Annotated in this window: 18 protein-coding genes; 8 read left to right on the top strand and 10 right to left on the bottom strand. The window is 67.6% G+C overall.

From position 1 onward, the window contains the following. Positions 1–37: 37 nt before the first annotated feature. Together PO78_RS19030 and PO78_RS19025 are read left to right on the top strand one after the other, a co-directional pair. Positions 38–235, top strand: coding sequence for a YjfB family protein (locus tag PO78_RS19030; RefSeq protein WP_004298647.1), 198 nt, complete (start codon positions 38–40; stop codon positions 233–235). A 255-nt stretch (positions 236–490) separates the two neighbouring features. Next, positions 491–1,585, top strand: a complete 1,095-nt coding sequence (locus PO78_RS19025) for a PEP-CTERM sorting domain-containing protein (protein ID WP_043746097.1) — start codon at positions 491–493, stop codon at positions 1,583–1,585. Positions 1,586–1,657: 72 nt separating this feature from the next. Here the strand turns inward: PO78_RS19025 and PO78_RS19020 are convergent, their stop codons facing one another. The 6 genes from PO78_RS19020 to PO78_RS18995 all read right to left on the bottom strand — a co-directional run bounded on the left by PO78_RS19020 (position 1,658) and on the right by PO78_RS18995 (position 8,473). After that, a complete protein-coding gene (locus PO78_RS19020) occupies positions 1,658–5,224 on the bottom strand; it encodes a pilus assembly protein (protein ID WP_231570766.1) in 3,567 nt (1,188 codons plus the stop codon). A 32-nt stretch (positions 5,225–5,256) separates the two neighbouring features. After that, positions 5,257–5,883 (bottom strand): pilus assembly PilX family protein, encoded by a 627-nt coding sequence (locus tag PO78_RS19015; RefSeq protein WP_144312166.1) that lies wholly within the window; start codon positions 5,881–5,883, stop codon positions 5,257–5,259. Then, positions 5,883–6,917: a PilW family protein gene (locus tag PO78_RS19010; protein WP_012585601.1), complete on the bottom strand. Its 1,035-nt coding sequence runs from the start codon at positions 6,915–6,917 to the stop codon at positions 5,883–5,885. Before PO78_RS19010 ends, PO78_RS19015 begins: the two co-directional genes overlap by 1 nt. A 100-nt stretch (positions 6,918–7,017) precedes the next feature. Further along, positions 7,018–7,500 carry a type IV pilus modification PilV family protein gene (locus PO78_RS19005; protein ID WP_043746091.1) on the bottom strand — a complete coding sequence of 161 codons (483 nt, stop codon included), beginning with the start codon at positions 7,498–7,500 and terminating at the stop codon, positions 7,018–7,020. 11 nt (positions 7,501–7,511) lie between these two features. Beyond that, entirely contained in the window at positions 7,512–8,048 is a 537-nt protein-coding gene (locus tag PO78_RS19000) for a GspH/FimT family pseudopilin (RefSeq protein ID WP_004298635.1), read from the bottom strand. Next, positions 8,045–8,473 (bottom strand): type IV pilin protein, encoded by a 429-nt coding sequence (locus PO78_RS18995; RefSeq protein WP_012585599.1) that lies wholly within the window; start codon positions 8,471–8,473, stop codon positions 8,045–8,047. Before PO78_RS18995 ends, PO78_RS19000 begins: the two co-directional genes overlap by 4 nt. 224 nt (positions 8,474–8,697) lie before the next feature. Here PO78_RS18995 and PO78_RS18990 point away from each other — a divergent pair, with 224 nt between their 5' ends. From PO78_RS18990 to PO78_RS18975, 4 genes are all read left to right on the top strand, one after another. Further along, positions 8,698–9,348: a retropepsin-like aspartic protease family protein gene (locus PO78_RS18990; RefSeq protein WP_012585598.1), complete on the top strand. Its 651-nt coding sequence runs from the start codon at positions 8,698–8,700 to the stop codon at positions 9,346–9,348. An 8-nt stretch (positions 9,349–9,356) separates the two neighbouring features. Then, positions 9,357–9,980 (top strand): CoA pyrophosphatase, encoded by a 624-nt coding sequence (locus tag PO78_RS18985; RefSeq protein WP_004298629.1) that lies wholly within the window; start codon positions 9,357–9,359, stop codon positions 9,978–9,980. Between the two features lie 112 nt (positions 9,981–10,092). After that, positions 10,093–11,016, top strand: coding sequence for a CobD/CbiB family protein (locus PO78_RS18980; RefSeq protein WP_012585597.1), 924 nt, complete (start codon positions 10,093–10,095; stop codon positions 11,014–11,016). Positions 11,017–11,045: 29 nt separating this feature from the next. After that, positions 11,046–12,227, top strand: coding sequence for an acetyl-CoA C-acyltransferase family protein (locus PO78_RS18975; protein WP_004298625.1), 1,182 nt, complete (start codon positions 11,046–11,048; stop codon positions 12,225–12,227). 233 nt (positions 12,228–12,460) lie between these two features. On the opposite strand, the gene msrB is transcribed toward PO78_RS18975, so the two are convergent. From msrB to ppsR, 3 genes are all read right to left on the bottom strand, one after another. Continuing rightward, on the bottom strand, positions 12,461–12,862 hold the full coding sequence (gene msrB, locus PO78_RS18970) for a peptide-methionine (R)-S-oxide reductase MsrB (RefSeq protein WP_004298623.1): 402 nt from the start codon (positions 12,860–12,862) through the stop codon (positions 12,461–12,463). Between the two features lie 17 nt (positions 12,863–12,879). After that, positions 12,880–14,049 carry a DUF2863 family protein gene (locus tag PO78_RS18965; protein WP_043746087.1) on the bottom strand — a complete coding sequence of 390 codons (1,170 nt, stop codon included), beginning with the start codon at positions 14,047–14,049 and terminating at the stop codon, positions 12,880–12,882. Positions 14,050–14,155: 106 nt separating this feature from the next. Then, positions 14,156–14,989, bottom strand: coding sequence for a posphoenolpyruvate synthetase regulatory kinase/phosphorylase PpsR (gene ppsR, locus PO78_RS18960; protein WP_043746084.1), 834 nt, complete (start codon positions 14,987–14,989; stop codon positions 14,156–14,158). A 137-nt stretch (positions 14,990–15,126) separates the two neighbouring features. Between ppsR and ppsA the strand changes: the two genes are divergently transcribed. Both ppsA and PO78_RS18950 read left to right on the top strand, forming a co-directional pair. Next, positions 15,127–17,493, top strand: coding sequence for a phosphoenolpyruvate synthase (ppsA, locus tag PO78_RS18955; protein WP_043746077.1), 2,367 nt, complete (start codon positions 15,127–15,129; stop codon positions 17,491–17,493). A 147-nt stretch (positions 17,494–17,640) separates the two neighbouring features. Next, complete coding sequence (locus PO78_RS18950; protein ID WP_052484464.1) at positions 17,641–21,396, top strand: EAL domain-containing protein; 3,756 nt, start codon at positions 17,641–17,643, stop codon at positions 21,394–21,396. A 63-nt stretch (positions 21,397–21,459) separates the two neighbouring features. Here the strand turns inward: PO78_RS18950 and PO78_RS18945 are convergent, their stop codons facing one another. Next, complete coding sequence (locus tag PO78_RS18945) at positions 21,460–22,992, bottom strand: fumarate hydratase (RefSeq protein ID WP_043746074.1); 1,533 nt, start codon at positions 22,990–22,992, stop codon at positions 21,460–21,462. Positions 22,993–23,055 lie beyond the last annotated feature (63 nt).

Raw genomic sequence — 23,055 nt, 5'->3', positions numbered from 1 at the left:
TCACCGCCCTCGCCCCGGCTCGACAGGAGAACAAATCATGGAAGCAACCGCAATCGCCGCGCTGGCCTCGAACAATGCGCTCGCGCAGGTCCAGCAGGAAGCCTCGGTCGAAGTCCTGCGCAAGGCGCTCGACCTCCAGGGCGAGAGCGCGATGCAACTGCTGCAGGCGATTCCCCGGCCCCCCGCTGCGGCGGTCGGCAGCACGGCGGGCGGCATCGTCGACACCTGGGCTTGAGCAGGTCGTCGGGCCCGAACCACGAAAACCACCCATGCGTCTCGCAGCCATTGGCTGGACCCCATTTTGGGGCATCGATGAGGCCTCGATTTCGCTTTGCGTCGGTTTTTTTTACAGTTACCCAGGGTTCGGGGGGGGGGGTAATAATTTAAGTCACGGATTATTAAGCAAAATTTCTTCTGGCTTGATTTTTGCTGGTAACGCTCGTCGGCAAGCATGTAATACCCGCTTGCTCAAATAGAACGGGAGAACCACATGAATCCTCAACCCCGCCTGATGGCGCTGGTGCTTTCCATGATCGGCATGTCGGCTGTCCAAGCCGCACCGATGATTTCCGTGCGGACGTACGATATCGCTGAGAGAAGTTATGCAGTGACCGACTCGTCCGTGATGGACGGCGCGGTTAGCACGGCAATAACGACCAGCGGCTCGGTCGGCCCGAATTCGTTCCAGCAGTTCGATGCATCGACGGGCGTGCTGACCTCGATTACCGCATCGGTCTCCGCTTCGAACTTGCTGCTCTCGCAGCAAGTCACGGGTGGCGCGACGGGGACGAGTGCGGTGCGCGTCAGCTGGACGTCCTTCGGCGAGTCCCTGTTCGATCGCCAGGTCATCGGTTCGGTGAGCACGCCGACGCCGTCGCTGAGCAATTTCGATACTCTTTCTCGAACCATCGCCTCGGGTGATGCGGCCGGAGACGCCTTCGTCGCGAAAGCCGGGCAGCCGCCCGGAAACAGCGCGGCTTCGTACGAGCTTGTTGCCGACCTGAGTTCGACGGCGCCGGGTTCGGCCGACTCTTTGACCTCATCCCTCAGCTCCCGTACGGCCGACGCGGCGGGATCGTTCACCCATAAGCTCGCTTACAGCTACGTTCCTCATGCGATCGCCTCCTTCGAAGGAGACCAGACCACGACGACTTGGCGGCTCCCTGTGTCAGGGAACATCGAGGTCGGGCTCGGCGACTTATTTACGCTCGATCTGAACATCTTCAACCTTGGTTTGCTCGGCGGAGCGGGACTGGATCTGGATGGATTCAATCCCAAGAGCGGTTCCGGGCTGTCGATGACGGACCTCGAATTGTTCGAGGGGCTCGCGCAGGGCACAGGCCGGAATGTCAAGGCGAGCTTCAGGGCGGACGAGCTTGGCAGCCACGAGATGATGTTCTCGCTCTTGCTGTCGGATGAGGATGTCGGGTTCGCCTCCAGTCGCGGCAGCTACGAGTTGGAGCTGACGGTGTTTGCCAACGTCGTCGACAACGGAAACGGAAATCCGGTGCCCGAGCCGGGCGTGCTGGCGCTTCTCGGTATCGGTCTCTTCGGGCTGGCCGTGCGCGGGCGTGCCGCGCGATGACTTCTTAGGTGGTTCCCGAAACGAGAAAGGCGCCGTCGGCGCCTTTCTCGTTTCCAGTGATCGTGTCCGGTCTCAGCGATAGTTCAGTTCGCGCCAGGATATCCGGCGAATGTCGCCCCCGGACACCGAAGTCACGATCGGCTCGGCTTCGCTGCTGTCGTCGGTCTTGCGGATCAGGCCGATGACCTGGCCGTTCGGCGTCACGATCAGTACGACGCGGCTCGCCAGACCGGGCCGCAGGCGCTTGCCCACGTAGGGAAGGGCGTTTGTACCGATCGGAGCCATCCCGGTTGCGAGGTCGAACTGGAACAGATAGCTCGTCCCGCCCGGCACGCATGGATCGGACGCGCTCGGGACGTTGGTCGTGAATGCGACCGTGGTGTGGGCGATCGCAGGATCGGTCGTGGCACGTTCGCCGCTGATGTTCAGATCCACCCTCCACCCGCGCTTCGCAGACCAGTTGATGTCCGCTGCATCGGACAGGGTGCGCGTGCCGTCGGTCTCCGCGGCGAGGGTCCGAGGCGTCAGGTCTGCGCGCACGACGGTGCTGCCGCCGCGGTCGATGCGATCTTCGATGACGTAGAACGTCTGGACCTGGGCCGCGTCGGCCGCGGAGACCGTGGTACCGGGGACGTCCTTCTCTCCAAGGTAGCGCCCCGTGCCCACCACGACCAGGTTGCGGAAATCGTTGCCGGCCTTGACGCGGGTGAGTTCGGGCGCCGCGGTGATGGGCTGGACGTTGCCGCTGGCGTCGGTGAGGACCGCAAGTTTGCTTGTCGACCAGGCGTCGGGGTTGGTTGCGCTCAGGTCGAAGCGCCACAGGTTCCCCTTCAGGTCCCCACCGTAGACCCACTGCACGCCATTATTGACGTCGGCGTTGTGCACCCAGGCGCTGAGCTGGCCGAGCCCGCTCGGGTCGCTGGCGCTGCCGACGCCCGTGGAGAGCTTCTTGATGAGCGCACCGGTCTTGGCGTTGAGAACATACAGGTAGCCTCTGCCGTCGCCACTCGAGTTGTTGTAGCCCGAGCTGACGAGCACGACCCACCCCTGGCCCGAGCGCGTCTCGTTACCCCGGTTGTCGGTCGTGACTACCTCGTGCTTGACGATGATCGGCCGCGAGAAGGCGAGGCCGAGATCGGCGTCGCCGCTGAATTCCCACAGCACCTTCGCCGTGAGCGGGCTGGACTCGGTCACTTCGGGGGAGGTGATGTCGAGTGCATAGAAGCCCTTGCCGCCACGGCCGAGGCCACCCACCAGCAAGGTGCGCCAGTCGGCGGTGCCCCGCGTTCCCCCGGTGAAGCCGAAATCCACATCGCCTTCGGTGAGATAGCCGTCAACCGTGGCCTCGAACAGTCCGTTGGGCGAGGCCAGTCCGGGCAGCCGCGGAAACACGGCCTTCGGGACGTAGGCCCACTTCTCCGCGCCCGTGGAGGCGTCGAATGCATGCATCATGCCGTCGTTGGCGCCGACGTAAAGCATGCGGGTGCGTCCCGCGGTGCTCGAGCGGAAGCTCGCGTAGCCGGCGTCGGCATAGGAGCGGTCGGGCTCGCGCACCAGGACCGGTTCGCTGTGGATGATCGGACCGAGGAGCTGCAGCCGGCGACGCAAGCTCGTCGACTCCTGGCTGCGGTCGCCGCGCAGGTAGGCGAGCACCTGTGCGCCATTGCCAGCCCCTGCCGGGGACTGGAGCTGACCGAGGAGCGTGGTGCCGAGGCCGCTGCTGGTGAAGTCCACTCCGCTGCTGCCGTTGAAGGTGGCGATCTGGCGCGAGTCCGGGGTGCGCGCCTCGAGCATCTCGGCGACCCCTTTGGCGCAGGTCCTGCTCGCATCGGTCGGGCAGGGCTTTGTCCAGGCCGGTTGGTTACGGTCGGGCTGCCCGGTTTCCAGGTGCAACTTGTAGGCCTTGATGTCGCCCATCCGCTGCGCAGCCCTGTAGCTGGTCTCGTAGGTGAAATTGTTCGCGATATCGATGTAGGGCTTGGTCACGGCCGCGGCTGCGGCGCCGCTCGGATTGTTGGCGAGCGATTCGAGCACCTTGCTCATGCGCTGGGCGAAGAGCTCCGGATCGTCGGCGCGGAAGAATTCTCCGCGGCCATTGAGTGCCGCGTGGACGAGGTCGTCGCCCTTTGCCCGGTCGTTGCCGACGGTGGTCGGGTTCAGCCAGGACACCGAGTTCAGGCGGCCCGCGAACAGCGCGACGATGTCGCTTTCCGAGAGCATGCCGGTGATGCCGAAGCCGATGGTGTAGGTGGAGAGATGCTGCCAGAAGGCCGGGTTCCGATCGTCGTCGGGAATGCCGTTGGCGAGGCCCGGGCGCAGGTCGGTCTTCCAGTAGTACATCGCCACGTCGGCGAGGGTATTGGTGTAGTCGTCCTTGTACGGGGCGGCCGGCAGGTAGCTAAAGCTCCTGGTGCCGTCCTCGCTCGTGTGCTCGTCGCCTTCGAGGTTGTCGACGTTCGATCCCGAGATGGACGCGCGTGCGCTGTCTCCGTCGTTGTCGTAGTAGCCGTCGGTCATCAGGATGTGGTGGCTGCGCTGGCAGCTCAAGGCCGCGCTGGTAGAGTCCTCGACCTTCGCACGCCAGGGCGGCGCGCTCGTGAAGTAGTTGCCGACATCGTCCATCGCGGTGCGCAGCGGCGTGGTCAAGAAGCGCGGCATCGGGTCCTTGTAGAGCCAGTCGAAGAACTGGGTGCGCCAGCGCTTGTCGGCGGCCTCCTCGTCCTTGAACAGGCGCAGGCCGCGCACGACCCGCTTGGTCGTGAAGCCGTCGATGTCCGTCTCGGTGGTTCGGTTGATCGTCGCGTAGCCGACACGCAGGTTGTCCTTCTGTTCGGAAAAGGCCTTGCCGATCGCCGCGCGTGCGGCGAGGTGGCGGGAGCGGTGGTAGGAGAACCAGTTGGCGAAGTTCTTGATTTCCTCCGCGTAGGTGCAGGGATCGCCGGCACAGTCGGTACGCTTGGGACTGCGGGGGGGTAAGGTGGTGAGGCCGATCTGCACCCGGGCGAAGTTGCCTGGCGTGTTCGTCGTGGTCGTGTCGGTGCGGACCAGAGGGGCCGGGCCGGTGTAGACGAAATAGGTCGCAGGATAGATCGTGGCCTCTGCAACGTTGGAGCTGTCCGGTGGTGGCCGCCAGAGCAGGTTCTGCGTGAGGTCCAGGGTGTAGTCGTCCCTGTTCGGATGACCCGGATTCAGCCAGGCCCGGGTCGGCTCCGCGTTCGGCCACAGGCTGCCGTCGCTGTTGCTCCAGGGCTTGTAGGTTTTTTCCGGGTTGTAATACAGGGGGTTTCCGGCGTACGAACGATAGAAGCGCGCATTGGGGTCGTCGAGATCCGTCGAGACCGGGTTGGCCGGATAGTCGGTGGCGCCGGTGCGCCAATCGTAGACGTTCGCCGGGCGCGGAAAGAGATAGATGCCGTCCCGAAAACCATGTGAATCGGGGATGCTCTCCCAGTACATCGAGCCGGAGTCGTCGAGCGTGAACATCACGTTCGCCGGCACCGTGATCTTCGATTCGGGAGGGACCTCGGAAATCTCGGTCTGGGCGGCGAAGCCAATCTGGGCGGCGAGCAGGCCGGCTGCGAGCAGCGCGAGGCGGGTGTGCCGGGCAATCGGCCGGAAGGCGGGGTGTGCGTTGTTCACGACGCGTTCTCCGGTTAAGGGCGAGGAGTCCATCAGTCGCGCAGCACGACCTGCACGAAGGACTGCGCATTGTTCGGGCCGGTGACGCGGACGGTCAGCCGGTAACGGATCGACGAGGCGCCGGTGATGCGTGGCGAACCGGCACGGCGGGATCCGCCTTCCTCGGGGTTGTCCGAAACGCAGGATTCGGCGCGGTTGGCGATCGGCAGCGTGCCGGTGCACAGGCGGTCGATCACGTACTGCACCCGGTATCCATCGGGGATCCGGGAGTCTTCGATGCAGGCGACCTTGTCCCAGTCGAGCGTGGGGACCCCCGGAATCGTGTAGCTGCGCCCACCGATGGTCGGGCTGCCCATCGTGCTCGCCGTGGCGAACATGGTCGGGAAATAGTTCGAGACCGTGGGTTCGGCGCTCGTCAGCCGACAGGTCCCGCCGACCTTCCACTGGCTCTCGCGCGGCTTGGTGTCGAGGTCGTGCGCGGCGGCTTCGACGCCGAAGTCGGAGGCCTGCAGTGCCGCCTGCTGGAAGGCGAGGTTGCCGGCGATCGTGACCGTGGTGTCTACGCTGCGCACGAGCGAGACCGCGGCGATGCTCATCGCCACGAGCATGATCAGCGCCATGAAAAGCGCGGCGCCGCGCTGGCGGCGTTCACCGTGCATCACTCGCGGTTCCATAAGGCATTCCTCAACGGAACCACGGTTTCGTAGCTCCGATAACGGTAGTTGCGCTCCGCGCTGCCCAGGGTGATCTGGACCGGCGTGTCGTATTCGAAGAAGCTGAAGGTCTCGGGCGCGGTGTAGCTGGCGTCGCGCTGGCTCGCGCGCACCAGAATGCCCACGCGCACGGCGACCAGGTCCGCCGCCCCGGCTCCGGTGGGGATCGTCGAACTGAAGCTCACGGTGTTGGTCGTCCTGTTCCACCAGCCGTACTGGGCCCGCAGGGCGACGACGTCGCGCACGAGCGTCTGCGCGGCCGTGGTGCTCGCCATGTCGGCGCGCGAGGTCGCCAGGTCAGTGTCGGGTGGCGCGGTGCTGCTGCCGCGCGACTGCAGGCGATAGACCGTCTCGGCGATGCCGCCCGGGCCGAGCGAGCGGATCGTGCCGGTCCCCGACTGGTAACCGTCGGAGGGGAACAGGCCCGCCGAGTCGCCCGGGTCGTTATACGGACTGCTCGGGTTGATCTGGAACCGCCATGCACCGCCTCCGCGCCCGACCGAGCCGGGGTCCTGGGTGAGCTGCTGGATCGCGCAGTGGCCTTCCGCGTCGTTGAGCACGATCAGATCGTCCTCGGAAAACCCCATCCCGATGTTCGCGAACATTGTGGACGAGGGGCTGGGCATGGATTCGGTGAGGGTGGCCTTGGCGATCGAGGCCTCTCCCGAACTCGCGTAGCGGATCGTGATGCGATCGCTGCGCGAGGCCAGGGCGCTCGGCGCGCTCGGATCCGCCACGATCGTGACCGGCATGCCATTCATCTCCTGTGCTCCGCTGGTGCCGGGCTTGAGATACTTGATCGTTCTGCAGCCCGTGCCGATCAAGCCGGCGCCCGCGTTCAGCAGATCGCGTTCCAGCAGCGTCATGGCCACCTGGCCGGCCGTCGTCGCGTCGGCGCCGCTGACCGTGTTGGCCTTGTGTGCATTGCTTGCCGAGAAGGTTTGCACCATGACGAGCAGCGCGATCAGGCCGATGGTCATGCCGACCATCAACTCGACCAGGCCAATGCCGCGCGTACGTAGCCTCGCAGCGCGGCGCCATCTGCCGGCGCTTGCGCGCCCGGGTGCCGGCCGCGCGGCTTCAGTTGTTCGAATTGATGCGGGCGCGGACGACATGGTTGCTCCATTCGTTGGTCTGCGGGCGCGGCCAGCAGATGGTGAGTCGGGTCTCGCCAGTGGTCTCGTCGTGGCCGATGACCACCTGGGCGCCGGGGATGGTCGCCCGCAGCTTGTTCAACCAGGACGACAGGATGTCTGGCGGTGTCGTCGCGGTCGCAGTGCAGTCGGCATCGGACCGATAGACAAAATCCTCACGCCTGATCGCAGGCGCCAGCCACATGCGACCGATGATCTCGTCGGCCAGCAGCGCTGCCTCGGCGCGCTGCCGGGCCTCGGTGCTGCGGATGTTCATGCTGGCTTGCAGGCCGACGATGCCGAGCACGCCGAAGGAGAAGATCAGCAGGGCGATCAGCACCTCGAGCAGGCTGGCGCCGCGCTGCGGACGGCTGCCCGCGCAGGCCTTGGAGCGGTCGGGCTGGATGGGGAGTCTCACGGTGCGCTTCATGGCTGGCCTCCTCAACAGGCACGCGGGTCGCCGCTGGCGGTGATGCCGGGCTCGCACAGGCGGGTCTGGCCGCCCGCGCTGACGCCCAGGCGGAGCGTACGTCGTTGTGCGGAGGGGAGATTGTTGCCGAAGTCGATGGTGGCCGTGGCTCCGCCCACACTCATGCCGATCCCGTTGAAGATGAGCGTGCCCCTCGAGGTGCTGACCGTGACGCCCGCCTCACTACCCCCGGCGACGAACCTTTGCACCACCGTCGCGTCGTTGTTGCAGGTCGTGCCCAAGAAGACCACCCAGTTCGTGCCGGTGGTGTCGGCGCTGCAGCCGGTGACGGCGGAGACGACGGCGAACCCGACCGGCAGATTGCGCCGCATCGCCTCGGTACGGGCCAGATCCACACCGGCGCGGAAGGATTCGGCGATGGTGCGGGTGCGGCCGTTGACGATCATCTGCTGGAAGCTGGGTACGGCGACCGCGAGCAGGATCGCTAAGACTGCGATCGTCACCATGGCCTCGACCAGGCCGAAACCGCGCTGGATCGGCGTCCTCATAGACAGCCGCCTCCCCTCTTGCCGACCCAGCAGGTCGTGCTGGTGCCGAAGCTGCCGCCGGTTGTCGCGCGGACGTTTTGCTGGTTCAGCGTGTACGTGAACCCTGCCACGTCCGTGCCGGACTTGCCGGTCGCGGTCAGCGTGTAGGTGGTGCTGGTGCCGGTGCAACTCATCGTGAAGAACTGCTGTGTGGGCATGGCGACGCCGCAGGTGGTGCCGGTCGACACGTAGCTGCGGTTGTCCTGGTAGAACTGCTCCATGCGCACGCGCAGGTCGGACAGCACCGAGGTCGCCTCGACGATCTTCGAGCGGCGGATGTAGTCGGAGTAGGCGGGCAGGGCGATCGAGGCGAGGATGCCGATGATGGCGACCACGATCATCAGTTCGATCAGCGTGAAGCCGCGGGTGCGGGAGGCGTGTTTCAAGGGGGGCTCCGTGTCGGATGGTGCACAGTCTCGATTGCATTGTCGGACTTTGCCGCCGGGGTGTTCGTGACGGATTCTATGGCGCCACGCAGAATGCCGCCGTCGCGGGTGGACGAACGGCGGGGGCTCGGAGGATGATCGGCGGGCGGTGCGCAGCGCGGGCGGGCCCGCTTGGCGGATCGGCAACGGGGAGGGAGATCGGCGCGATGCGGAGGAAGGACGGGATGGACGGATGGAAGGCGGCTTCGGTCGGCGTGCTGGCCATCGCGGCGGGCTTGGGCGCGGGGGCGGCGTACGCTGCCGACGTGGCGGTGGCCGGGCTGTTCGCGGGCCGGGCGGTGCTGGTGGTCGATGGCGGCGCGCCGCAGACCGTGAAGGTGGGCGCACGCACGCGCGAGGGCATCGTGCTGCGGGCGGCGACGAGCGAGGCGGCCACGCTGGAGCACGACGGCCGTGTCTTCGTCGCGCGCCTGGGCGAGCAGGTGGCGAGCAGCGCGGGAACCGCGGCGAGCGAGATCAGTCTGCAGGCCGACGGGGGCGGGCACTTCTTTACCGGCGCGCGCATCAACGGCGTGGCGGTCAATGCCCTGGTCGACACCGGCGCCACCCTGGTGGCGATGGGGCGCAGCGATGCGCTGCGGCTCGGCATCGACTACCGCGCCGGCACGATGGGCCAGAGCGCGACCGCGAACGGGCTGGCGACGATCTGGAAGGTGAGGCTGGACGCGGTGGAGCTCGGCGGCGTGCGCATGCTCGGGGTCGATGCGGCGGTGCACGAGACAGACCTGCCCGTGGTGCTGCTCGGCATGAGTTTCCTCAATCGAATGGACTGGCGGCGCGAGGGCGACCGCCTGCTGCTCAAGAAACGTTACTGAGGCGTCGCGTGAATCCTGCTAGCGGACCGCATGGTCTTCCCCCTCTGGAACAGATCCGCCGCCGGCTGGCCGCGGGCCCGCACCGGGACGGCGGGTTCAACGGCGACGGCCGCGACCTCGCGCGCTCGCGCCCGCCCAAGCCGGCGGCGGTGCTGGTGCCGCTCGTGGTGCGCGACGAGGTGCCGTCGGTGCTGCTCACCCGGCGCACCGACCACCTGCACCATCATCCGGGCGAGATCAGCTTTCCCGGCGGCCGCCTCGAGGACGACGACCCCTCGCCGGTGCATGCCGCGCTGCGCGAGACGGAAGAGGAGATCGGGCTCGCCCGCCGTCACGTCGAGCTGATCGGCGCGCTGCCCGACTACTTCACCGGTACCGGCTTCAGGGTGACCCCGGTGGTCGGCGTGGTGCATCCGCCGCTCGAACTCACGCTCGACGCCTTCGAGGTCGCGGAGGCCTTCGAGGTGCCGCTCGCGCACTTCCTCGATCCGCGCAACCATCAGGAGCACAGCATCCTGCACGAGGGGCGGATGCGACGCTTCCACGCCATGCCCTGGCACGGCTATTTCATCTGGGGTGCGACCGCGGGGATCCTGATGTCGCTGTATCGCCTGCTGAACGAGGAAGGCTGAGCGCGGCCAAGGGTTTCCGGCAGGCGGCGCGCGCTTGCCTTTGTGATATCTTGCCGCACCGATGACTCGGCTCTGTGCCCGGGGCCTTTTCGGCCCGCGACGTCCTGCCTGAATGACCTTCTTTTCCTTGATCCTTGCGCTCGTCCTCGAACAGTTGCGTCCGCTGCCGGCGCGCGGGTGGACGGTGCGCGGGGTGCGCGGCGTGGTCTGCGGAATGCGAGGGCGCTTCGAGGGCGGCTCGGCGGCGCAGGGACGGCTCGCGTGGCTCCTGCTGGTTCCCGCCGCCGGGTTCGCGAGCGCGCTCGCCTTCTGGCTGCTGTGGGAGATGCATCCCGCGCTGGCCTTCCTGTTCAACGTGGTGGCGCTCTACCTCTGCATCGGCTTCCGCCACGACACCCGCTTCTTCTCGGCCATCCACATGGCGCTTCGCCTCGGCGAGCCCGAGGGCGCGCGCAGCCTGCTCGAGGATTGGCGGGGGACCCGCCACGAGGGGGCCTCCGCGAGCGAGATCGCCCGCCTCGCGATCGAGGAGGCGCTGGTCGTCTCGCACCGCCGGCTGTTCGGCGTGATGTTCTGGTTCGTGCTGCTACCCGGCCCGAGCGGCGCGGTGATGTACCGGCTCGCCGGACTGCTGGCCGAGGAGTGGGGACGCCCGGATGGGGGCGACGCGGGCTTCGGCGGCTTCGCGCTGCGCGCGCGCGAGGCGATCGAGTGGCTGCCGGCGCGGATCACCGCGATCGTTTTTTCCATCATGGGCAATTTCGAGGATGCGATCTACTGCTGGCGCTCGCAGGCGGTGCTGTGGCCGGAGAGGTCGTCGGCTATACTTATCGCTAGTGGTGGTGGCGCGCTGGGCGTGCGGCTCGGCATGCCGGTCCATGTGGCCGGGGGCATCGTGGATCGGCCCGAACTGGGGCTGGGGAGCGAGGCAGGCGTCGATCACATGCAAAACACGGTGAGCCTGCTATGGCGGGCTCTGTTCGTGTGTCTGTTCCTGCTCTTCCTGCTCGCGGCTGCGGGCTGGGTGGGGCGGTGACAAGTCTAATCTCAACAAGGGAGTGGGTTATGGCAAATCGTGAAGTCGTCGTTCTGAGCGCTGTTCGTTCCGCCGTGGGTGGTTTCGGTGGCTCGCTGAAGGACATGGAGCCGTCCGATCTCGGCGCGGTGGTGATCAAGGAAGCGATCGCCCGCGCGGGTGTGGACCCGAAGGCGGTTTCGTTCGCATCCGTCGGCCACTGCATCCCGACCGATTCCCGCTATGCCTACGTCTCGCGCGTGGCCACGATCAACGCCGGCATGTCGATGGATTCGGTCGCCTTCCAGGTCAGCCGTCTGTGCGGCTCGGCGCAGCAGGCCATCGTCAGCTCGGCCCAAGCCATCATGCTGGGCGATGCCGACTTCGCCATCGGCGGCGGCGTCGAAGTGATGTCGCGCGGTACCTACCTGCTGCCCGCCCTGCGCAGCGGTGCGCGCATGGGCGACACCAAGGCGATCGACTCGATGGTCGCCGTGCTGACCGACCCGTTCGGCGTCGGCCACATGGGCATCACCGCCGAAAACCTGTGCACCAAGCACGGCATCACCCGTGAAGAGCAGGATGCCTTCGCGCTCGAGTCGCAGAAGCGCGCCGCCGCGGCGATCGCCGAGGGCCGCTTCAAGGGCCAGATCGTGCCGATCACCTTCGAGACCCGCAAGGGCACCGTCGTGTTCGACACCGACGAGCATCCGCGCATGACCACCATGGAAGCGCTGGGCAAGATGAAGCCGGCGTTCAAGAAGGATGGTTCGGTCACCGCCGGCAACGCCTCGGGCATCAACGACGCCGCCGCCTTCCTGGTGCTGGCCGATGCCGCCAAGGCGGCTGCGGGCGGCCACAAGCCGATCGCGCGCCTGGTGTCCTACGCGATCGCCGGCGTGCCCAACGACGTGATGGGCGAAGGTCCGATCCCCGCCACCAAGCTCGCGCTGCAGCGTGCCGGCCTGAAGCTCGACCAGATCGACGTGATCGAGTCCAACGAAGCCTTCGCCGCGCAGTCGATCACGGTGAACCGCGGTCTCGGCCTCGACACCGCCAAGGTCAACCCGAACGGCGGCGCGATCTCGCTCGGCCACCCTGTCGGCGCGACCGGCTCGGTGATCATCACCAAGCTGCTGCACGAGCTGATCCGCACCAACGGCCGCTATGGCGTCGCCACCATGTGCATCGGCGGCGGCCAGGGCATCACCACGGTGTGGGAACGCGTGTAAGCGTCGTCCTCGTCGCAAGAAAAACCCGCGCGGCCGAGAGGCTGGCGCGGGTTTTTTCGTTTCGGGCGCGCTGAACTGGCAATCGCGACTTGCGTCGCTCCTACGGGGCGGTCTGGGGGTCTCGATCGCGACTTGCGTCGCTCCCACGGGGGGCCTCGATCGCGACTTGTGTTGCTCCTCCGGGGGGCTGCGGAGCTGTGCGGGTTTTGTGGGAGCGACGCGAGTCGCGATCTTCAGTCCGACTCCTTCTCCAGGCGCACCGACGCCGAGTTGATGCAGTAGCGCAGCCCGGTGGGCTGCGGGCCGTCCTCGAAGACGTGGCCGAGGTGTGCGCCGCACTGGTGGCAAAGGACCTCGGTGCGGACCATGAAGTGGCTGCGGTCTACCGCGGTCTCGACGTTGTCGGGCTCGGCTGCGGTCCAGAAGCTCGGCCAGCCGCAGCCGGCGTCGAACTTGTGCTCGGAGCGGAAGAGCGGGGCGCCGCAGCACACGCAATTGTAGGCGCCCTTGTCCCAGACGTCCCAGTATTCGCCGGTGAAGGCACGTTCGGTGCCTTTCTCGCGGGTGACGCGGTACTGCAGGTCGGAGAGCTGGCGGCGCCATTCGGCGTCGGGTTTGTCGACTTCGCGGGCCATGGGAACCTCGTGCGGGATCAGTGGAGGTGGCGCGGCGCCTGCACGCCCTGTTCCTCGGGCATCTCGGCATGCACGACCTCGCCCTCGGGCGAGGGGTAGAGCGGGGCGCCGCAATCGTCGCAGTACTCGAGCGGGAAGTGGTGCTCGAGCGCCACGACGTCGGTGAGACCGGATTCGCGCAATACGGTTTCGATCTGCGCGACGCAGTCGGTGGTCTCGTCCTCGGCCCCCAACAGCGGCCACACCACCCCGTGCACGACCTCGTCGCGGCCGCGCACGGTGAAGCCGATGCGGTATTCCTCGAGAGTGCGCTCCCAGAACGGCGCGACCACCGCGCGCAGGTTGGCGGCAGGTGTTTCCAGCGTGGTGGCGAGGAAGGCGACCGAGGCGCGCACCGAGTAGGGCCGGCTGTCCTTGTCGGCGGCGCGGCTGGCGGCGAAGTAGGAGTCGGGCAGCACGAGGTCGACCGCGCAGCCGGGCAGCAGCGGGGTCAGGCAGGCGCCACCCTGGGCGCGCCACTGCTCGAGCGCGCCGTCGCGGGTGCCGTCCGGCTCCTGCCAGCGGAACAGCGCGGCGCCGCGCGGCACGGCCACCGCGGCGAGCAGGTAGCGGGTGTCGGAGAGGAACTGCGCGGTCTCCGGCATGCCATCGGTGTCGATGTGCAGATCGAGGTTGTCGGCCGCCGCACCGCAGATCACCTTGGCGAACTCCGCGGTGGCGCAGTAGCCCTGGGGCAGCTGGTCGGGGCTGAAGAGGAAGTCGGCCACCGACAGCTTGGCCCCCTTGGCGAGCACGTGGGCCTGCAGGTGCACGCGCAGGTTGGCGAGCACTGCGGGCGGGATGTTGGCGGCGGGGATGCGGTAGCGCGACCAGGCCAGCACCGGCGCGGCGATCAGCACGACGTCGTGCTCGGCGAGGCTGCCGGCGGCGCATTCGGCGCGCGACTCGATGTTGTCGGCGAGCTCGTCGTAGGCGCGCGCGTCGGCGCTGTAGAGGTGGTCGAGCGCGGCGTTGAGCACTTCCTCGTCGTTGTCGGTCAGGGTCTCGTCGATCAGCCTGGCGAGCTGCATCTCCCAGTAGTGGTCCTCGATCCGGCTGCCGGACTGGGCCAGCCCGCCGGCGAGCCAGACGAGTTGTTCGGCAGTGCGGCCGAGACCGCCGCGGCGCTTGAGGCGCGTTCTTTTCATGTCGGGTTCCTGTTGCGCTGTTCGGGGTGCCGGCTTGGGCGGCACGCATGACCGCGTATTCTACCAATGCCGCGGGAAAACGCCGGTCGAAGCGCCCGGCGCGCGCTCAGAAACCGGGGCGGTCGACCCGGATGGTCTGCAGGATGGTGGCGGAGATCTCCTCGATCGACTTGGTGGTCGAGTCGAGGCAGCGGATGTTCTCGCGGCGCATCAGCTTGTGCGCGGCGTCGATCTCGTAGCGGCAGTTCTCCAGCGCGGCGTAGCGGCTGTTGGGGCGGCGTTCCTGGCGGATCTGCGACAGGCGCTCGGGGGCGATGGTGAGGCCGAAGAGCTTGGTGCGGTACTTGTGCAGCTCGCCGGGAAGCTTGTTGCGCTCGAAGTCCTCGGGGATCAGCGGGTAGTTGGCCGCCTTGACGCCGAACTGCATCGCCAGGTAGAGGCTGGTGGGGGTCTTGCCCGAGCGCGACACGCCGACCAGGATCACGTCGGCCTCGGCGAGCTCGCCCTCGCTCGAGATGCCGTCGTCGTGTGCCATGGCGAAGTTGATCGCCTCGATGCGGTACTTGTAGTTGAGGCTGTCGGCGATGCCATGGAAGCGGCCCACGGCATGGGTGGAGCGCTGGCCGAGCTCGGCTTCGAGCGGGCCGATGAAGCGCTCGAAGAGGTCCAGGAAGAGCGCGTCGGATTTGTGCAGTGCGTCAACGGTGGCCTGATTGACCAGCGTGCTGAATACGATCGGGCGCACGCCGTCCTCGGCCGCAGCCTCGCGGATCTGCGTCGCGCAGTCGATCGCCTTGTCGATGTCGTCGATGAAAGGGGCGCGCACCTGGCGGAAGCGCGCCTCGGGAAACTGCGCCAACAGGCTGTGGCCAAGGGTTTCGGCGGTAATGCCGGTGCCGTCGGAGACGAAGAAGACGGTGCGGCGGGCGATGTCGTTCATGATTTCGGACCTTGCGGCCCCGACCAGGGGTGCGGGGCGTGTATTGGGGCAAACCCTGTGATGCGGCACAGCACAAAAAATCGTACACTGCCGTTCGCGATATTTTGCTTTTTCCCCAACATTTGCGGAAGCCACCCATGACACGCTACGTGATCCCTTTCAACGAACTGCGCATGTCCGACGTCGAGAAGGTCGGCGGCAAGAACGCCTCGCTCGGCGAGATGATCAGCCAGCTGCCTTCCAGCGTCCGCGTCCCGGGCGGCTTCGCAACCACCGCCGAGGCCTATCGCGAGTTCCTCGCCCACGACGGCCTGGCCGACCGCATCAACGCCGCGCTCGACGCGCTCAACGTGGATGACGTCGATGCGCTCGCCAAGACCGGCGCGCAGATCCGCCAGTGGATCGTGGACCTGCCCTTCCCGGCCAAGCTCGAGGCCGAGATCAAGACCGCCTACGAGGCCATCACCGCCGAGGGCGAGGGCAGCTTCGCGGTGCGCTCGTCGGCCACCGCCGAGGACCTGCCGGACGCCTCCTTTGCCGGCCAGCAGGAGACCTTCCTCAACATCCACGGCTACGAGAACATCCTGCACGCGATGAAGGAGGTGTTCGCGTCGCTGTACAACGACCGCGCGATCGCCTACCGCGTGCACAAGAACTTCGCCCACGCCGACGTCGCGCTGTCGGCCGGCGTGCAGCGCATGGTGCGCTCGGACTCGGGCGCCTCGGGCGTGATGTTCTCGATCGACACCGAGTCGGGCTTCGACCAGGTGGTGTTCATCACCGCCTCCTACGGCCTCGGCGAGACCGTGGTGCAGGGCGCGGTGAACCCGGACGAGTTCTACGTCCACAAGCCCACCCTCGCGCTCGACAAGCCGGCGATCATCCGCCGCAACCTCGGCTCCAAGCTCATCAAGATGGTGTTCACCGACAAGGCCGTGGCCGGCAAGTCGGTGCGTACGGTCGATGTGCCCGAGGCCGACCGCAACCGCTTCTCGCTGACCGACGCCGACGTGCTCGAGCTCGCCCGCTACGCGGTGATCATCGAGAAGCACTACGGCCGCCCGATGGACATCGAGTGGGGCAAGGACGGTGTCGATGGCAAGCTCTACATCCTGCAGGCCCGCCCCGAGACGGTGAAGAGCCAGGACTCCGGCCTGGTGATGGAGAAGTACCGCCTCAAGCAGTACGGCAAGGCGCTCACCCACGGCCGCGCGATCGGCCAGAAGATCGGCGCCGGCGTGGTCCGCATCGTCGGCGACGCCTCCGAGATGAACCGCGTGCAGGCCGGCGACATCCTCGTCACCGACATGACCGACCCCAACTGGGAGCCGGTGATGAAGCGCGCCAGCGCGATCGTGACCAACCGCGGCGGCCGCACCTGCCACGCCGCGATCATCGCGCGCGAACTCGGCATCCCGGCCATCGTCGGCTGCGGCAATGCCACCGACGTGCTGCACGAGGGCGAGTCGGTCACCGTGTCCTGCGCCGAGGGCGACACCGGCTACGTGTACCGCGGCAAGCTGGAGTTCGAGGTCATCACCACCGACATGGGCAACCTGCCCGAGATCCCGGTGAAGATCATGATGAACGTGGGCAACCCCGAGCTCGCCTTCGAGTTCGCGCAGATCCCCAACGGCGGCGTCGGCCTGGCGCGCCTGGAGTTCGTCATCAACAACATGATCGGCATCCACCCCAAGGCCATCCTCGACATCGGCCAGGTGCCGGCCAGCCTGCGCGACGAGATCAACCGCCGCTCGCGCGGCTACGCGACGCCCAAGCAGTTCTTCATCGAGAAGCTGGTCGAGGGCGTGGCCACCATCGCCGCGGCCTTCTACCCGAAGCCCGTGATCGTGCGCATGTCCGACTTCAAGTCGAACGAGTACCGCAAGCTGCTCGGCGGCGAGATCTACGAGCCGGAGGAAGAGAACCCGATGCTCGGCTTCCGTGGCGCCTCGCGCTACATCGCGCACAGCTTCCGCGACTGCTTCGAGATGGAAGTGGCGGCGATGAAGAAGGTGCGCAACGAGCTCGGCCTCACCAACGTGCAGATCATGATCCCCTTCGTGCGCAACCTCGAAGAGGCCGCCGGGGTGGTGGACCTGCTCGCCGAGCACGGCCTCAAGCGTGGCGCCAACGATCTCAAGCTGATCATGATGTGCGAGATCCCGTCCAACGCCATCCTGGCCGAGCAGTTCCTGCAGTACTTCGACGGCTACTCGATCGGCTCGAACGACCTCACCCAGCTCACCCTGGGCCTGGACCGCGACTCGGGGCTGGTGGCGCATTCCTTCGACGAGCGCGATCCGGCGGTCAAGCAGCTGCTGTCGATGTCCATCCAGGCCGCGAACAAGCTCGGCAAGTACGTGGGCATCTGCGGCCAGGGCCCGTCGGATCACCCCGACCTGGCCGAGTGGCTGATGGACGAGGGCATCCAGACCATCTCGCTGAACCCCGACACGGTGGTCGATACCTGGCTCAAGCTCGCCGCGCACGGCAAGCGCTGAACCTCGCCCACGCGGGCTGTCGCATCGAGGGCGCCGACCGGCAGGGTCGGCGCCTTTTTTATGCATCCAGGCGTTGCAGTCATGCCGCCGGGAAAGGCTTCCCGCTAAGATGCGCGCTTGTCTTGCTTGCGGATTCGAGGGGATCGGATGTCGGGCTTGGGGAACGAGTTGCCGGGTGACGTGCCCGTCGAGCCAGGGCAGGAGGGGGTGCAAGCGGCGCCACGGCGCGCCTCGGCTGCGCTCGCGGAGCTGGAGGCGCGCGTTGCACGGCAGGCGCAGATGCTGTCGGTGCTGTCTGCCCTGCAGCGCGGCATGCTGGTGGGGCGCTCCTCCTCCGACACCTTCTCGGCGATGCTCGACCACCTCCTCGCGCTGACCGGCAGCGAGTACGGCTTCATCGGCGAGGTCCTGCACGATGAAGCCGGGGAGTCCTTCCTGCGCATGCACGGGCTCAGCGACATCTCGTGGAGTCCGGAGTCGCGCACCCTCTTCGAGCGCATGCGTACCGGTGGCTTCGAGTTCCACAACCTCGACACCTTGTTCGGTGCGGTCGTGCGGACCGCCGCCCCGGTGATCTGCAATGCGCCCGCCGGCGATCCCCGCGGCGCGGGGCTGCCGCCCGGACACCCCGAACTGCGGGCCTTTCTCGGCCTGCCGCTGTTCCACGGCGGGCATTTGATCGGCATGGTCGGGCTGGCGAATGCGGAGCAGGGCTACGACCAGGCCTTGATCGTCGAGCTCGAGCCCATGCTGGTCACCTGCGCGAGCATGATCATCGCGCTGCGCACCGAGGAGGACCGCAAGACCGCGCGTCGCGCCCTGGAAGAGAGCGAGCGCCACTTCCGCGAGCTCGCCAACAGCAAGTCGGCGCTGATCTGGACATCGGATGCCGAGGGCGGGTGCAACTACTTCAACGACACCTGGCTGCAGTTCACCGGCCGCACGCTGGAGCAGTCCCGGGGCACGGGCTGGGCGGCCGACTTGCATCCGGACGACGCCGAGGGTTGCCTGAACACCTGGAGGAAGGCCTTCGCGCGCCGGGAGCCGTTCCGGATGGAATACCGCCTGCGCCATGCCGACGGCGGCTTCCGGTGGATCTCGGACGAGGGCAATCCGCGCCGCGACCCCGACGGCACCTTCCTCGGCTACATCGGCTATTGCTACGACATCACCGAGCGCAAGCGCGGCGATCTCGCGCTCGATGCGCTCGCGGCGCGCTATGCGCGGCTGTCGGGCGAGGGCTTCTACGAGGCGGTGTGCCGGCACGTCGTCGAGGCGCTCGATCTGGATATCGCCTTCGTCGGCCAGCTCTGCGCCGATGGGGCGCACGTCGAGGTGCGCGCGGGCTGGGGCGACGGCGGCGTCATACGTCCGTTCCGCTACGCGCTCGCCGAGTCCCCCTGCGACGGCACGGTCGGGCGGGGGGCGTGCATCTACCCGCGTGGGGTGCATGAACGCTTTCCGCGCGACCGCGAACTCGTGCGCATGGGCATCGACGCCTATGCCGGCGTGCCGCTGTTCGACCGCGAGGGGGGCGTACTCGGCCTGATGGTGGCGCTGCGCCGCAAGCCTTTCGACGACGAGGCGGCAGTGCGCACCCTGCTCGAGATCTTCGACGACCGGGTGGCGGCCGAGCTGGTGCGCGAGCGCGCCGAGCGCGTGCTGACCGGGCGGATCGCGTTCGAGCGCCTGGTGGGGCGGATCTCGTCCGAGCTGATCCTGGCAGCGCCCGCCGAGCTGGACGGGCACCTCGACCAGGCCCTCGGCGAACTCGGCCGCTTCGCCGAGGCCGATCGCGCCTATGTGTTCCAGGTCTCCGAAGACGGTTGCCTGCTCGACAACACCCACGAGTGGTGTGCCGAGGGCATCGAGCCGCAGATCGACAAGCTCCAGGGCCTGCACTTCGACGACTCGCTGCTCTTCCTGCGCACGATCAAGCAGCTCGGGATCGTCGACTACCCCAGCGTCGCCGCGCTGCCGGCCGAGGCCGAGGCCGACCGCGTGCTGCTCGAGGCGCAGTCGATCCGGTCGGTGCTCGGGGTGCCCATGGTGGTGGACGGGCAGGTGCGCGGCATCATAGGGCTCGACGCGGTGTGCCGCGAGCGCTCCTGGACCGACGAGGACAAGACCCTGATGACCCTGGTGGGCAACGCCTTCAGCGGGGTCATCGAGCGCAAGCGCGCGCACGACGGGCTGTTGGCGAGCGAGGCACGCTACCGGTCGGTGGTGGAGAGCGTGCGCGAGGTGATCTTCCTGCTCGACGGGGAGGGGCGCTGGACCTTCCTCAACAAGGCCTGGGCCGACATCACCGGCCATCCCCTGGAGGAGAGCCTCGGCCGCCATTTTCTCGCCCACGTGCATGCCGACGATCGCGAGCAGCACGGCGAGATGGTCGAGCAGGTGCTCGCGGGCGAACTCGAGTCCTGCACCCACGCCGCGCGCTACCGCTGCGCCGGCGGCGGCTTTCGCTGGCTGCAGATGAGCGCGCGGCGTGCACTCGATGCGCAGGGCCGGGTCGTGGGGCTCTCCGGCACGCTGACCGACATCACCCGGCAGAAGGAGCACGAGTCCCGCCTCGAGTACATCGCGCACTACGATGCACTGACCGGGCTGCCCAACCGCGTCCTGCTCAGCGACCGCATGCAGCGGGGGATGGCGCAGGCGCGCAGGCGCGGCCAGCAGCTCGCGCTCGCCTACATCGACCTCGACGGCTTCAAGTCGATCAACGACACCCTCGGCCACCAGGCTGGCGACCAGTTGCTCACGGTGGTGGCGGCGCGCATGAAGGCGGCGCTGCGCGAGGGCGACAGCATCTCGCGCCTGGGGGGCGACGAGTTCGTCGCGCTGCTGCTCGATCTGCCCGACGTCGAGGCCTGTGAATTGCTCGTGCGCCGCCTGCTCTGCGCGGTGTCGCAGGCGGTTGCGCTCGCGGGGCAGGAGGTGAAGGTCTCGGCAAGCGTCGGGCTCACCCTTTACCCCCAGGCCGAGGAGGTCGATGCCGACCAGCTGCTGCGCCAGGCCGACCTCGCGATGTACCAGGCCAAGCTTGCCGGCAAGAACCGCTACCACGTCTTCGACACCGCGCACGATCGCTCCCAGCGCGGCCGCCACCAGACCCTGGCGGCGATCCGCGGGGGCTTGCGCGCGAGCGAGTTCCAGCTCCTGTACCAGCCCAAGGTGAACATGCGCAGCGGCGCGGTGGTAGGGGTCGAGGCGCTGATCCGCTGGCGCCATCCGCGCCAGGGCGAGCTCGAGCCGGCGGCCTTCCTGCCGGCGGTGGCCGATCACCCGCTCGCCGTCGAGATCGGCGACTGGGTCATCGAGCAGGCGCTCGCGCAGGTTGCCGCCTGGCAGCGTGGGGGCTTGTTCCTGCCGGTGAGCGTGAACGTGGGCGCGCGTCATCTGCAGGCGGCGGATTTCATGCTGCGGCTGCAGGCGGCGCTCGCGCGTCACCCCGAACTGGGACCGGGTGCCCTGGAGCTGGAGGTACTGGAGACCAGCGCGCTGGAGAGCATCACCCAGGTCACGCGCATCGTCGAGGCCTGCGCAGGCATCGGCGTGTCCTTCGCGCTCGACGACTTCGGGACGGGGTATTCCTCGCTCGCGTATCTCAAGCGGCTACCGGCGGCGCGCCTCAAGATCGACCAGCTGTTCGTGCGCGGGATGGTGGATGACGCGGAAGATCTCGCCATCCTGAAGGCGATCATGGGGCTCGCCCATGCCTTCAAGCGCGAGGTGGTCGCCGAGGGCGTGGAAGAGGTGGAGCATGGCAGCCTGCTGCTGGAGCTCGGTTGCGAGGTGGCGCAGGGCTACGGGATCGCGCGGCCGATGCCGGCGGAGAGGATCCCCGCCTGGGCGGCGAGCTGGTCGCCCCCCGCGCCGTGGCGCCTGGCGCGGGCCTGAGCCGGCGCCGCGCCCGCCCCCCGTGCGAGGGAGCGGGCAGGGTGCTTCAGGATGGGAGCGGGCTCAGGCGACGGCGACCGGGATCTTGCCGATCTTCGCCTGCCATTCCTTCGGCCCGGTGTTGTGCACGCTGGTGCCCTTGGCGTCGACCGCGACCGTCACCGGCATGTCCTGCACGGTGAATTCGTAGATCGCTTCCATGCCGAGGTCGGCGAAGCCGACGACCTTGGCTTCCTTGATCGCCTTCGACACCAGATAGGCCGCGCCCCCGACCGCCATCAGGTAGGCCGACTGGTTGTCCTTGATCGCCTCGATGGCCACCGGACCGCGCTCGGACTTGCCGATCATCGAGATGAGGCCGGTCTTCTCCAGCATCATGCGGGTGAACTTGTCCATGCGCGTGGCGGTGGTGGGGCCGGCGGGACCGACGACCTCGTCGCGCACCGGGTCGACCGGGCCGACGTAGTAGATCACGCGGTTGGTGAAGTCGACCGGCAGCTTCTCGCCCTTCTCCAGCATGTCGGCGATGCGCTTGTGCGCGGCGTCGCGGCCGGTGAGCATCCTGCCGTTGAGGAGCAGGATCTGGCCCGGCTTCCAGGAGGCGACCTCTTCCTTGGTGAGGGTGTCGAGGTTCACGCGGGTGGCGACGTTGGTGTCGGCCTTCCAGGTGACCTGCGGCCAGTCCTCGAGCTTAGGGGTCGGCAGGTGCGCGGGGCCCGAGCCGTCGAGGTGGAAGTGCACGTGGCGGGTGGCGGCGCAGTTGGGGATCATCGCCACCGGCAGCGAGGCGGCGTGGGTCGGATAGTCCATGATCTTGACGTCGAGCACGGTGGTGAGGCCGCCCAGGCCCTGGGCGCCGATGCCGAGCGCGTTGACCTTGTCCATGAGCTCGAGGCGGAGCTCCTCGACGCGGCTGAGTGCGGCGCCGGAGGCGGCCTTCTCGCGCAGCTCGTGGATGTTGACGGGCTCCATCAGCGATTCCTTGGCCAGCAGCATCGCCTTCTCCGGGGTGCCGCCGATGCCGATGCCGAGGATGCCCGGCGGACACCAGCCCGCGCCCATGGTCGGCACGGTCTTGAGCACCCAGTCGACGATCGAGTCGGAGGGGTTGAGCATGACCATCTTGGTCTTGTTCTCGGAGCCGCCGCCCTTGGCCGCGCAGATGACCTCGACGTCGTCGCCCGCGACGATCTCGTAGTGCACCACCGCCGGGGTGTTGTCCTTGCTGTTCTGGCGTTTGCCGGCCGGGTCGAGCAGCACCGAGGCGCGCAGCTTGTTGTCGGGGTGGTTGTAGGCGCGGCGCACGCCCTCGTCGATCATCTCCTGGACGCTCATCTTGGCGTCCCACTGCACGTTCATGCCGACCTTGAGGAAGACCACCGCGATGCCGGTATCCTGGCAGATCGGGCGGTGGCCTTCGGCGGCCATGCGCGAGTTGGTCAGGATCTGCGCGATCGCGTCCTTCGCGGCCGGGCTCTCCTCGCGCGCGTAGGCCTCGCCGAGCGCCTGGATGTAGTCGAGCGGGTGGTAGTAGCTGATGTACTGGAAGGCATCCGCGATCGACTGGATGAGGTCTTCCTGGCGAATGATCGTCATGGCGCTTGGTCTCCGGAATGACATGGGGGCAGAATGACGCGACCGGGCCGCGAGGCCCGGAGT

This window comes from Thauera sp. SWB20 (assembly GCF_000831325.1).
GTDB classification, from domain to species: Bacteria; Pseudomonadota; Gammaproteobacteria; order Burkholderiales; family Rhodocyclaceae; genus Thauera; species Thauera aminoaromatica.
This window is presented reverse-complemented; position numbering and strand designations above follow the sequence as displayed.